The following is an 11720-nucleotide window of genomic DNA, read 5'->3' as shown; positions in this document are numbered from 1 at the left end:
CACCTTCGAAGCGCTTTTCAAATCCGTTGCACAAACATGCGACCTCTTCCCACCAGACGAGTGCCGAAATCTCTTCAAGGCTGCCGGGTATGTTGCAGATTAAATGGACGGTGCTCTAGGTCCCGGTTGTTCAATGCTGCGGCGTCAATGATTTCGCGGTCCGAGAAATACGCAAGCGCACCAACATCCGTGCCAACAATCTTTTCGCCAGGATCGGCGAGTGCCGCGATTTCGCGCACCGCGTTGGCGCGCATCGCGATGGTTGGATCGTCTTCAAAACGCCTGAACGGCCAATGCCCCGCAGCGATGCGGTCAAGGGAATACCCGACCCCCTTGATAAGGCTCGAATGATTGCTGCCGGAATGAACGACGGCAATCTGAATGGGCAGATAAAACACAAGCAGGAATAGCCCGATCGCGCGTACGAACACCCGGACAGAGCTGATCACTGCGGTGGTATCCATAGCTATGATCGGAATAACCGGCATAAAGAACCGCGCCGCCGGATGCGGGTCGCCGCCTTCAACAACGATGATCAGCAAGAGTCCCAGAAGCATCAGAACACGCAGCAGCGTTGTAGTTTTAAGCGCCACCGAAAGGGCTGAAATCGCGATAATGATGCCACCAAAATCAAACAGCCAATGCTGCAAATAGTCCAGACCATCGCGGATTTCGGAAAGACGCGACGTGCTGGTCTTTGCAAAATAGGTGTTAGGAACAACCGCCCCATAGATAGACCAACGCCAGACCATCTGCGCCGCGATTGCGATCAGGACCAACATCGCTAGCAAGAGGTCTGTCTTGCTGCGGGCCTCAGCAGGGCGACGGATATAGGCATAGAGCGCTAAGGCAGGTGCAATCGCCATCCCTTCCGGGCGCGCGATGGACAAGAGAACCAGAATGATGGTCAGCCAAGCGCCGTATCGTCCGGTTTTGACACGCAGTTCACAAAGCAGATAGGCGGCGAAGACAAGCGCTGCGAACATCATGCCGTCCAGACCGCCGGACACCCAGACCATCATGGAACCGTTAAGCGCGATCACCGCCAGCCCGGCGATCCTGGGCAGGGGGCGAAAGCCGGTTGTTGCCTGTAGGAACATCACTAGGATCGCGAGATAGCTGCCAAAGCAGATAATGCTATTTGCGGCAATCGGGGTGAGGCCAAGATGTATCCCTCCGCTCAGCAGAAGGACATGCAGCAGACTGGTAAACCCATCTACAAAGCGGCTTTATTCATGCCACCAGGTCAAAGTCCCGTGCGTAAACAGGTTGTTGGCGTAATGTGCGGTAATAAGTGTATCATCAACAAGGCGGGCGCTGACGCCGGAAAGCACCACAAAAATTGCGATGAAGATTGGCACGGCCAAGGTCAGCCATAGGCTGGTGAATTCACTGTGTTCCGTTGGTGCGTTTTTCATGATGTCTGCAGGTCTAGTGTAAAAGGTCAGGTAAGAGCATGTGGGGAGGAAACAAGTTTATCATGTTGCTTACTCAGTTCTAAGACCTGAGGCTCGGTTGGTAGTCTTTGTTATCGCGCCGCCACCTTGAACACCAGTGCGCTGGTCGCCTATAAGCCAGTAAGTTCAGATCAAGACAAAGAGGCATCGCATGGCCGGGCATTCCAAATGGGCCAATATTCAGCATCGCAAGGGGCGGCAGGACGCCGCCCGCTCAAAGCTGTTTTCGAAACTGTCGAAAGAGATCACGGTTGCGGCCAAGATGGGCGATCCTGACCCGGAAAAGAACCCGCGTCTGCGTTTGGCCGTGAAAGAGGCGAAATCGAACTCGGTTCCCAAGGATGTGATTGAGCGCGCGATCAAAAAATCCGTTGCGGGCGAGGGCGATGAATACGAAGAAATCCGGTATGAGGGCTACGGCCCCGAGGGCATTGCCGTCATCGTTGAGGCGATGACCGATAACCGGAACCGCACGGCCTCCAATGTGCGGTCTATCTTTGGCAAATCGGGTGGCAATCTGGCCGAAACCGGCGCGGTGTCCTTCATGTTCGACCGCAAGGGTTACATCGCCTATCCCGCCGATGCTGGCGATGCGGATGCCGTGTTCGAAGCCGCGATCGAAGCGGGTGCCGAAGATGTCGAAAGCACCGATGACGGGCATGAGATTTACTGCGAGGATACCGATCTGAACGATGTATCCACCGCATTGGAAACAGCCCTGGGCGAGGCGCAGACGACCAAGCTGATCTGGAAACCCCAGACCACGACAGAGCTGGACCTTGACGGCGCACAGAAACTGATGCGCCTGATCGAGGCGCTTGAGGATGACGACGACGTCCAGACTGTGACGGCGAATTTCGACATATCGGACGAGGTGATGGCGCAGCTTTGACGCTTTTCGAGGTCGAAAAGCCCCGCGCGAATTTGATCAACTGGCGAGGTTACCAATCCTCGTCATTCGGATCAGCCTCAAGGCTGTTGATGAAGGCCTCGAAACTGGGTTCGCTGGGGTGCATATTCGCCATGGTCGGGGGCTGACCTTCGTCGGCCTCGCGTTCGTGATCCCACAGATACATGGCCCCCGGTTCATCAAGCGACATGCAGATTTGGTTGCCGCCGGGATCATCACCGATGGCAAGAAATCCGTCGGGGATACGACCTGCGAAGACGGTCAGGGTCTTGTCGATATTGTTGTAGCTTGTAGCAACACCGACCCCATAGAAATTGACGCTATCCTTTCGTCTGCCATCATAGCGGAATAGCGACCGGGCAGGCAGGCCGCCATTCTGGGTCAGCAGAAACGCCTTATAAGCTTTGGGCAAAGCCCGACCGAGCCGGGTTTCGAATGCGGCAATTTCCTCAGCAGTGGTCGGCTTGTTGGGAATGTCCATGTCCAGTTGCATTACCAATCCTGTTTCAAAGATCGGATGGCGCGCCATCTTCATCAGCGATGCGAATGGGATGAGTTTTGCGCAACTTGGTCAGAATGCTGCAAAACTCGGTCCGGACGTCGTCAGCCCAGGACGATATCTCGATCATGATAGGGTCGGGGCCAAACAGTCTTATGTCATAGTGCCAATCGCTTGATGCGCTGAACTTCAGGCAAAAGCCATTATAGCACACACCAGCGAAATCCGGCGTCTCTTGGATAAGGTCCATCAGACTTTGCCAGATAGCCGGTTTGTCTTCGCCGTCGATGAAATACTCGGTGGCCATTACTGCCTGTTCATATTTCGCCCGTATCATCACTTTATGCATCGCCTGACCGAGTGGCAACGGGGCCAGCACCTTGCTCATTGGACTGAGGTGCTGGAGGGGCGGGCTGTGGGACGAATTTCGACATATCGGACGAGGCGATGGCGCAGCTGTAAGGGCTGTGCCGTTAACTCTGCTTTATGATGGCAAGCGCGGGGATGCGTTCGTGCTTTGCAGTAGCATATCGGCGATTTCGGCATCGTAGACGGCGACAATATCACCGACGCTGATGCTATTGGTATCAATCTGAAAGAGGCGGGGGGTGAGGTGCCAGCGCTTGTCGACATCGCTTTCGCCACGGATATTGAAATGTGTCACCGTGAGTTCAAGCTTGCACGAAACCGATACGCCGGTGTTTTTCATAAGACATGCGTCCAGCATCAGAGGGCCTCGAATACCATTCAAAATTGGGAAGTCTGGCACGACAATGCAGCGCCTGTCGCTAAGCCGGAATACATTTTCCACTGTTAGAATTTGGATCGCATCCATGTCGAGAGTCTCAGATAAATTGGTTTGGTAGAGGGGCCGTTGCAGGGATTGGAACGTCGCTGATTTAAGTCCTGGACAGCGGCGAAAGGCAACCTGCATTTATGCTTGACCTAAAGCTTACTTGAGGAATTACACATAGCGTCATTCCAAACCAAGGAGGATGGAAATGGCGCGCACAGAGATAAGCAAAGGCATTCAGGGCATATACGAAACCCATCTTCCGGTGCGTGATCTTTCCCGCTCCGTGGCGTTTTATAGGGATCAGTTGGGGCTTACTCTGGCCACATCTCTTCCGGAACGGAAGGTGGCGTTCTTTTGGATCGGAGGGAAAGGCAATGGGATGCTGGGCTTGTGGGAAAGTGGCTCTGGCCCGCTTTGGATGTCGCTGCATTTTGCATTCAGGTCCACAAAAGACATGCTGCTGCGCAGTTGTCAGGAGTTGAAAGCTGTGGGTATCGACCCGCTCGGGTTCCATGGTGAACCCGTGTCCGAGCCAGTTGTCATCGGGTGGATGCCGGCGCTGTCAATCTATTTCAAGGACCCGGACGGGCATTCGGTTGAAATGCTGCATGTGCTGGATGAAGAGGCAGATCCAGGGTTTGGCGTCAAAAGCAATTCTGCCTGGATCAGCCGCACCCGGAGATAGATAAATCCCGGCCCGACCGAAGGCCTTTCGGTCGGGCGTTGTCGGCCTAATTCAGATATGCGCCAAGAAGATGCGTTTCGCGGTTGCAGAGCGCCATGCGCGCCGGTCTTGAGAATTGGCCGCTTTTGGTGGCAAGCTCGGGGAAAAGCGCCAGGATTTCGTTGCGTGTCTTTTTCTCCAGATTGTCCATGGCAGCGGCCCCGGGGAAGAAGCTTTCGCTTGGGATATCTTCGGCCAGAACGATTTCGTGCTGATCGAACAGGATATGGAGATATGTGACGTGGCCACCGCTTTGCTGCCGTATCGTCTTGTCGTTTACAAGTGCGATGGCTGGGACCAGCACCTCGGCCGTGTCAAACAATGCCTGCGCCCGCCAGCCGGTGATCAGCATGCGGTGATGCGGGGAAACCCACAGATCACGCGTGTTGCCCAATGCGCCCTTGGCGAAAAGAACCGGCGCATGTGCGCCTTTTGCGAGCACAGTGCGCTGCCCGATCCAGCGGATCGGTTGAGGGCCATGGTCGCGTGTATTGACAAGATCACCAGGCGATAGAGACTCTATCACCCTGGGGCCGCCGGGCGTTTGGATCAACGTGCCGGTGGTGAAGCAAACGATCGGTGGAAATGTCAGATTGAACCCGGATCCATTCGGGTTGGTTTGTCCGCCTGTCCAGTTATTAAGATCGGAAATAAACGCAATCAAATCTGCGCGTGTAACGGGGGATGGCAGACTATCATCCTCAGTGTATTCCAGATAATCCCTATCAAAGTTGTGAATAACGGCGCCATTGGATGTGGTCAGTCCAGTCCCGGTCAGGTTTGGTGTTTGGTTGTTGCCGCCGTCCGCCTCGTTGGCGATGACGCCGATAAAGTTTGTGGGTGTTACATCATCCCCATTGCGGGTGCCTTGGAACGCCCAGAACATCTCGTCGTTGCCAGCAAGCTGTCCGTCGCCGCGGATGTAATCGACACTTCCACCGCTTGAGAATGTGGCGCTGGATGTCCCGCCATCTGGCACCATATTAATCTCCACAACCGTTCCCGCAGGGACGCCACCGGCAGGGATCACCCACTCGATCAGTTGTTCGTTTTCATTGAAATTGCTGCCATCCCATTCGTCATCGGTAAAGTAAATCACTTCGCCCGGTGCCAGATCGACGGTTGTGACGAAGGCAACATCCTCGTTGTCAGAATCGAAGCCGACAAACATCAAGTCACCGGGGTTCAACGCCATGGTAACACCTTTGGTTGTTGCAGGTTTTTGGCTACAACTAATGATAGCATTGCATTCAGTTATTGCAACGAACCGGGTCTAAACTTTGCCCGGTCTGCTTAGGTTGAGGCACATATCCGCGCCTCTATCCATGGTCTTTAAGCGCATATCGCCTGCCGGGTTTACATGTATATCAGGACCAAAGCGCCTGCAGCGGGTCGACAAAGGCCTCGGGCTGCTGACAGATGGTCCAGTGGCCGATATCCGCCTCCACCTGCAATCTTAGGCCCCATTTTTCACAGAACTTGGCGGCATAGCTGGCCTTGCCGAACGGATCGAGGTCGCCCCAGAACACATGGGTTTTCGCGGGCAGGCCTGACAGGTCCGTGCCCCATTCCGTGCCCACATCCAAGGCCGAGCGATAGAGCCTTAGCAAGGCGCGTTTCATGTGCCGATTGCAATGCGCCGCCTCATGCCGGGCCATGTCCGCAGGCATGCCCCAGCGCAGCAAGGCCTGTTCGATCCGCGACTTGGTTGCCATAGCCATGGAGATTTCGCCCCAGATCGGCGTTTGCATCTTTCGTGCATGTTTATGCCAGCGGAAATTCGGCACCATGCAGCCGTTGAAGACCGCAAGACTGCGCACCAGATCGCTGCGGGTGTTCGCAATATGCAGGCTGATCAACGCACCCCAGTCATGCCCCACCAGATCAACCGGGCCGGTTTGGGCGGCCTCTGCCTCTAGCTGCGCAATGGCCCAGTCCGCCAACGCGTCCTTGGTGCCAGTGAAACCTTTGGGCGGGCGTTGACCAAAGCCGGGCAGGGCGGGGCAACGGACCTGATCAGCGGTCAACCCCGTCGCCTTGATCAGGGGCTGCCACATATGGGGCGTGTCGGGCACGCCATGCAGGAATAGGACTGTCATCGCCGCCAGACTAACACGGGAATGGGCTGTGGGCTAGATGAATGTCGGTTGGCTTAGGTATTACCCCCACGGCAACCAGATGTGCCCGAAGACTTGGCGCGGCGACTTTTGCTCGCTAGGCTTAACCAAAACGAGAATAGGGAGGGCGCGCCAATGTCTGACCGTCCGATCATGACACTGGGGATCGAAGAGGAATACCTGATCATCGATCGCCAAAGCCGTGAACTGGTCCGGGAGCCAGACCCGGCATTTCTGAAGCGATGCACCGACGAGATCGGTGATCAGGTGACCAATGAATATCTGCAATGCCAGATCGAGGTCGGCACCAAGCCGCATCGCTCGGTCGCGGATGCGGTGGCCGAGCTTGGCCACCTTCGGGCGGCGGTGGCCCATGCGGCCCAGGATTTCGGATACGCCCCGATTGCGGCCTCGACCCACCCGTTTTCGAAATGGCGCGACCAGACCCATACCAGAAAGGAACGCTATGACGCGCTGCGCTCTGATCTGGGTCAGACGGTGCGGCGGATGCTGATCTGCGGCATGCATATTCATATCGGGATCGAGGATGAGGACCTGCGTATCGACCTGATGAACCAGGTCACCTATTTTCTGCCCCATCTTCTGGCGCTCAGCTGCTCGTCCCCGTTTTGGGAAGGCGAGGATACCGGTCTGGCCTCCTATCGGCTGACGGTGTTCGATGCGCTGCCACGGACCGGGCTGCCCGATGAGATGGGGTCATTCAACGAATATCGCCGCCTGGTCGGTCATCTGGTGCGCGCTGGCTGTCTGGAGGATGCCACCAAAATCTGGTGGGATATCCGACCCTCCGACAAGTTTCCAACAGTGGAGCAGCGTATCACCGACACCTGTTCGCGGTTGCGCGATGTCGCTGCGATTGCTGCACTTTTTCAAGCGCTGATCGCGTTTCTCTACCGGTTGAAAATCCGTAACCAGCGCTGGCGGCTGTATCCCCGGACCATGATCATGGAAAACCGCTGGCGGGCGCAGCGATATGGCGTCCAAGGGTGTCTGGTGGATCATGGACGATCCAAGCTTGGTCCGTTTGCCGATATGGTCGAGGAATTGATCGAGATGGTGCAGCAGGATGCAGAATTGCTGGGCTGCAAGCCCGAACTTCTGAGCCTGCGCAAGCTTGTCCGTGATGGCACATCCGCTGACCGGCAGCGCACTTGTTTTGCGGATCGGCAGGCCGAAGGGGATGATGACAGGGCAGCGCTGCAAGCCGTCGTGGATCACTTGATCGCGGAATTTGTGGAGCCAGCCTAAGGGCCTATGCCTGCAACAGCGCTGCAACCTGACGCATGGCCAGCCTGTAACCTTCGGTGCCGCATCCCACGATCACCCCATCTGCACCGGCCGAGATAAACGAATGATGCCGGAACTCCTCACGCTTATGGATGTTCGAGATATGCACCTCGATCACGAGTCCATCAAAGGTGCTGAGCGCATCGGGAATGGCGATGGATGTGTGGGAATAGGCCCCGGCATTGATGATGATCGCAGCGGCGGTCCCACGCGCGGCCTGGATGCAATCGACCAAAGCGCCCTCGTGATTTGATTGCTGTGCGTCGACGCTTAGCCCCAGTTCACGGCCCAGCGCATCGCAGGAGGCGATGATATCTTCAAGCGTTTCCCGTCCGTAAATCTCGGGCTGGCGATGGCCGAGCAGGTTCAGGTTGGGGCCGTTGAGGATCAAAACGGTCTGCGACATCGAACTTCCTTACAAAACTTGCCTCACATCGCGTGCTGCGGCCAAAACTGTCAAGCTGCGGCCCCAAAATTCCCGCGCAACGTGGCGCGCAGTCAGCGCTTTTTCGGGACCACCAGGGTTTCAGGCCGCCGGTCCCGCGCCGCCTTGAACAGGGAAAAGGTCTGATTGGCGTAGTTCACCGCGCCGGAAACTTCCTTCAGGTATTCGGTCAGTTCTGGTGTCTTTTCCGCCTCGACCACTTGCACGGGGCGATCCTGCGGGCAGGTTTCGAAATGGCAGTAAAACAACGGCTCTCCCCGGCGCAGGCGCAGTGGCTTTTCGATATCGTGCCACTCGAACCCCCACATCAGCGGACGCGGCCAGACATCAACCGGAAACCGACCGCCAAACAGGGTGCCGGGCCAGGGATCGGGATTATAGTGCATGAAGGGCGGGACCTGTTCCAAATAGACAGGCTCATCACACAAGAACACATAAGGCAGCTTGATCTGGATGGTGGGGCGATCCGGATAGCGCCACTCGGCCTCTTTCGTGACAGACAAGAGGGAGTTCAGCTTGGACGCCCGCACCGCCGATGCGTCCCCCGCCAGATTGCGCAAGGCAGGCTGGCCTTTCTGGTCGCGGGCGAAACCCAGATGCAGGTCAAACGGGCAGTTGATCTGGAAATACCGGCTTTCCAGATTGATCACGGCGGGACAGCGCGAGGCGGATTTGGCGTGGGCCTTGTTCATATCGGCGCTGCGCACGCGTTCCGGCGCATCATAGATTACCGGTGCATCTGCCCCGTCCAGCAGCCAGCCGACGCGCACGGGTCCGGTTTTGGGGTCGTCTTCGGGGCGGTCATAAGTGATGTTGATCTGCATGCTGTTCCTTCTCTCTTATGCGCACTATGCCGGGGTCTGCGCCCCGCGCCAATGCATTTCCCCGATTGCACCTTTGTGCCACTGATCGTAGCCTTGGTTCAAAGCGGAGGACCCCATATGGAACTGATTGGCGAACGCACTATTGGTGCATCTCGTGAAACTGTCTGGGTGGCATTGAATGACCCGGAGGTTCTGAAAGCCTCTATCCCGGGCTGTTCAGAACTGACCGGCTCCCCCGAGGATGGGTTCGAGGCGATAGTGACGCAAAAGGTCGGCCCGGTAAAGGCGACGTTCAAGGGCGCTGTGACCCTGTCAGACATCAACCCGCCGGAAAGCTACACTATCACTGGCGAAGGCAAGGGGGGCGCGGCCGGTTTTGCCAAGGGTGGGGCGAATGTGAAGCTGCAGAAGGTCGCCGAGGGGACCTTGCTGACCTATGAGGTTGAGGCCCGCGTCGGCGGCAAACTTGCCCAGCTTGGTTCGCGCCTGATCGACGGGTTTGCCCGCAAGCTGGCCGATCAGTTTTTTGAGAATTTCCAGGAACAGGTGGAGGGCCCGAAAGAGGAAGAGGCTGCGGACGGCGATGCCGACGCGGAAGACGGCGAAAAGAAAAGCTGGATCGGAAAGCTGCTGGGATGATGATTACACCCGACTTCGTTGGCGTCATGGCGCGGTACAACGCCTGGCAAAATGACAACCTGATCACCGCGGCGGACAGCTTGGATGACGCAGCTAGGCAGGAAGATCGCGGGGCGTTCTTCGGCTCCATCTTTGCGACGTTCAACCATCTGCTGTGGGGGGATCGCATCTGGCTAAGCCGCTTTACGGACGTGCCTGGACCGACACAGGATGCGGGTAATCACACGCGTGAGACGCCGGATTGGGCCAGTTTCAAAGCCGGACGTGCCGAGCAGGATCAACGCATTCTTACATGGTTTGAACAGGTTCAGGCCGCTGATCTGGCAGGTAATCTGACCTGGTATTCAGGGTTTGCTGGCAAGGAGTTGTCGAAACCCATGGCCATCTGCGTCATGCAGCTTTTCAACCATCAAACCCATCACAGGGGCCAGATCCATGCGATGCTGACCGCTGCTGGTGTCCGGCCCTCTGACACCGACATTCCCTTCATGCCCGGATTGTGATGGGGGGCTATTCCCGCAGCTCTTTCAGATACGTCGCCGCATCCCGCGCATCAATCTCGCATTCCCGCACCAACCAGTCGAAATGTCCGATCAGCGAGCGCACGCGATCCTCGCTGCGGAAGGCCAGATAGACCTGGCCGACATAAACCGCCGCCAGCAGCGGGCCGAAAATGGTCAAAGGGGCGCTGAAAAGTTTGCGGGCATCGAAAAAGAACAGCCGCAGCGAGGGGTAAAGCGTTTCGCAGTAATCGCAAAGCGCGGCCAACTGCTCTTGCCGTATCTCGGCTGGCAAGTCCTGATAATAACCCGTTCCTGCGGCCAATGCTTGAACCTCATGGACCGGGACAGCGATTTCATAATCGGTCGTGTCCCGGCGCAGCAATCTCAACCGATCTGTGGTCGCGCCGATGGCCTGATCCGGTGTGCGGGCCAGAAAGCGCCCGTATTCCCATTCCAGCATCGCCTCGGTCTTAAGAATGTCGGGCAGGGTGGCCGGGACATGGCGGATCTTGTAACCGCGTGCCTCCCGGTGCCATTGCAAAAGCTGTTCGTCGATGGAGGCACGCTCGGCCGTTTCAACCCGGACTGAGGCGGCAATCAGATCACCGGGCTGTTCGGGGCGCTCTGTCAATCCAAGCAGCCAATCCGTGCTGACCCCCAAAGATGCCGCCAGATTTGCCACCAGGGCTGCCCCCGGCAGACGCGTTTCCCCATCCGCCAGGATTTGTGACAGGGTAGACCGGTCCACGCCCGCCGCCCGGGCCAGCGCCGAGCGGTTGGTGTCTGCCTGATCCATCGCTTCGGCAAGGCGGATGCGAAAGGTCTCGGCTAGTTCGCGTTTGTCGAATATTTGATTCATCTGGTGACTATATCAAACATTGCTGTGTTTTTGCAGCGTTTGTTCAGAATGCCGTTTGGCAATTTTTGGCGCTATAGATTGGCCTCATATTTCAAACAGGTCGCATCATGGAAACCAGCAAACGTACCTTATGCAAAGCGATCACCTGGCAGGTGATGGGGCTGGTCATGATGACGGTGCTGGGCTATCTTTTGACCGGATCAATACAGACCGGCGGCAGTCTGGCGATCTTGGGCGCGCTTGTGGGGTTTGTAACCTATGTTCTGCACGAGCGGGTCTGGTCGCGGATTGGCTGGGGGGTTACTTCGCTCAAATCGGGTGAGCATAGCGATAAGAACTAGAGGCTGTTGACGTTCAGGGTTCCCAAATCAGCTGACTTCTGCTTCAAGGTTGCAAACAGAGGGGAGCAGCCTTGACCCGAAGAGTTTTGACCGATGCGCAATGGGCCATCATTGAACCGTATTGCCTTGGAAAGTCGTCAGATCCGGGACAAACCGGGGGTGATCCGCGCTTGTTCGTTGAAGCTGTTCTGTGGATCGTCCGCACCGGGGCGCAGTGGCGTGAGCTTCCAGGCGAATTTGGCAAATGGAACAGCGTGTTCAAGCGGTTCCGCAGGTGGGTCAAAGCGGATGCTTTTCA

17 protein-coding genes are annotated in these 11720 nt (G+C 56.8%); 7 read left to right on the top strand and 10 right to left on the bottom strand.

What is annotated here, in order from left to right; genetic code table 11:
• Positions 1 to 74 precede the first annotated feature (74 nt).
• The gene (locus ACW9UQ_RS17395) at positions 75 to 1100 is read right to left on the bottom strand and encodes a hypothetical protein (protein ID WP_458932273.1); all 1026 of its coding nucleotides are present in this window, start codon (positions 1098 to 1100) and stop codon (positions 75 to 77) included.
• 129 nt (positions 1101 to 1229) lie between these two features.
• Complete coding sequence (locus tag ACW9UQ_RS17390) at positions 1230 to 1418, bottom strand: hypothetical protein (RefSeq protein ID WP_458932272.1); 189 nt, start codon at positions 1416 to 1418, stop codon at positions 1230 to 1232.
• A gap of 190 nt (positions 1419 to 1608) precedes the next feature.
• On the opposite strand from ACW9UQ_RS17390, the gene ACW9UQ_RS17385 reads away from it, so the two are divergent.
• The gene (locus tag ACW9UQ_RS17385; protein WP_458932271.1) at positions 1609 to 2349 is read left to right on the top strand and encodes a YebC/PmpR family DNA-binding transcriptional regulator; all 741 of its coding nucleotides are present in this window, start codon (positions 1609 to 1611) and stop codon (positions 2347 to 2349) included.
• Between the two features lie 49 nt (positions 2350 to 2398).
• Here the strand turns inward: ACW9UQ_RS17385 and ACW9UQ_RS17380 are convergent, their stop codons facing one another.
• The 3 genes from ACW9UQ_RS17380 to ACW9UQ_RS17370 all read right to left on the bottom strand — a co-directional run bounded on the left by ACW9UQ_RS17380 (position 2399) and on the right by ACW9UQ_RS17370 (position 3701).
• Positions 2399 to 2860 carry an SMI1/KNR4 family protein gene (locus ACW9UQ_RS17380; RefSeq protein WP_458932270.1) on the bottom strand — a complete coding sequence of 154 codons (462 nt, stop codon included), beginning with the start codon at positions 2858 to 2860 and terminating at the stop codon, positions 2399 to 2401.
• A gap of 13 nt (positions 2861 to 2873) precedes the next feature.
• A complete protein-coding gene (locus ACW9UQ_RS17375) occupies positions 2874 to 3254 on the bottom strand; it encodes a hypothetical protein (protein WP_458932269.1) in 381 nt (126 codons plus the stop codon).
• Between the two features lie 96 nt (positions 3255 to 3350).
• Positions 3351 to 3701, bottom strand: a complete 351-nt coding sequence (locus tag ACW9UQ_RS17370; RefSeq protein ID WP_458932268.1) for a hypothetical protein — start codon at positions 3699 to 3701, stop codon at positions 3351 to 3353.
• 166 nt (positions 3702 to 3867) lie between these two features.
• Here ACW9UQ_RS17370 and ACW9UQ_RS17365 point away from each other — a divergent pair, with 166 nt between their 5' ends.
• Positions 3868 to 4347 carry a VOC family protein gene (locus tag ACW9UQ_RS17365; protein ID WP_458932267.1) on the top strand — a complete coding sequence of 160 codons (480 nt, stop codon included), beginning with the start codon at positions 3868 to 3870 and terminating at the stop codon, positions 4345 to 4347.
• Positions 4348 to 4393: 46 nt separating this feature from the next.
• Here ACW9UQ_RS17365 and ACW9UQ_RS17360 read toward each other — a convergent pair whose 3' ends face one another.
• Together ACW9UQ_RS17360 and ACW9UQ_RS17355 are read right to left on the bottom strand one after the other, a co-directional pair.
• Positions 4394 to 5581, bottom strand: a complete 1188-nt coding sequence (locus ACW9UQ_RS17360; protein ID WP_458932266.1) for a Hint domain-containing protein — start codon at positions 5579 to 5581, stop codon at positions 4394 to 4396.
• 172 nt (positions 5582 to 5753) lie between these two features.
• Positions 5754 to 6485 carry an alpha/beta fold hydrolase gene (locus tag ACW9UQ_RS17355; RefSeq protein WP_458932265.1) on the bottom strand — a complete coding sequence of 244 codons (732 nt, stop codon included), beginning with the start codon at positions 6483 to 6485 and terminating at the stop codon, positions 5754 to 5756.
• A 153-nt stretch (positions 6486 to 6638) separates the two neighbouring features.
• Between ACW9UQ_RS17355 and ACW9UQ_RS17350 the strand changes: the two genes are divergently transcribed.
• Positions 6639 to 7772 carry a carboxylate-amine ligase gene (locus tag ACW9UQ_RS17350; protein ID WP_458932264.1) on the top strand — a complete coding sequence of 378 codons (1134 nt, stop codon included), beginning with the start codon at positions 6639 to 6641 and terminating at the stop codon, positions 7770 to 7772.
• Between the two features lie 4 nt (positions 7773 to 7776).
• Here the strand turns inward: ACW9UQ_RS17350 and aroQ are convergent, their stop codons facing one another.
• On the bottom strand, positions 7777 to 8217 hold the full coding sequence (gene aroQ / locus ACW9UQ_RS17345; RefSeq protein WP_458932263.1) for a type II 3-dehydroquinate dehydratase: 441 nt from the start codon (positions 8215 to 8217) through the stop codon (positions 7777 to 7779).
• A gap of 92 nt (positions 8218 to 8309) precedes the next feature.
• Positions 8310 to 9080: a hypothetical protein gene (locus ACW9UQ_RS17340; RefSeq protein WP_458932262.1), complete on the bottom strand. Its 771-nt coding sequence runs from the start codon at positions 9078 to 9080 to the stop codon at positions 8310 to 8312.
• 117 nt (positions 9081 to 9197) lie between these two features.
• Here ACW9UQ_RS17340 and ACW9UQ_RS17335 point away from each other — a divergent pair, with 117 nt between their 5' ends.
• On the top strand, positions 9198 to 9719 hold the full coding sequence (locus tag ACW9UQ_RS17335) for a CoxG family protein (protein WP_458932261.1): 522 nt from the start codon (positions 9198 to 9200) through the stop codon (positions 9717 to 9719).
• Entirely contained in the window at positions 9716 to 10222 is a 507-nt protein-coding gene (locus ACW9UQ_RS17330; protein WP_458932260.1) for a DinB family protein, read from the top strand. Before ACW9UQ_RS17335 ends, ACW9UQ_RS17330 begins: the two co-directional genes overlap by 4 nt.
• A gap of 7 nt (positions 10223 to 10229) precedes the next feature.
• On the opposite strand, the gene ACW9UQ_RS17325 is transcribed toward ACW9UQ_RS17330, so the two are convergent.
• On the bottom strand, positions 10230 to 11081 hold the full coding sequence (locus ACW9UQ_RS17325; protein ID WP_458932259.1) for a helix-turn-helix domain-containing protein: 852 nt from the start codon (positions 11079 to 11081) through the stop codon (positions 10230 to 10232).
• Between the two features lie 107 nt (positions 11082 to 11188).
• On the opposite strand from ACW9UQ_RS17325, the gene ACW9UQ_RS17320 reads away from it, so the two are divergent.
• A complete protein-coding gene (locus tag ACW9UQ_RS17320) occupies positions 11189 to 11422 on the top strand; it encodes a DUF2061 domain-containing protein (RefSeq protein WP_458932258.1) in 234 nt (77 codons plus the stop codon).
• 71 nt (positions 11423 to 11493) lie between these two features.
• On the top strand, positions 11494 to 11720 hold a 227-nt coding region (locus ACW9UQ_RS17315; RefSeq protein ID WP_458932257.1), incomplete at its 3' end, for a transposase.

The organism is Halovulum sp. GXIMD14793, from assembly GCF_054457435.1.
Note: the sequence above shows the minus strand (reverse complement) of the source record. Positions and strands in the feature narration are given on the sequence as shown.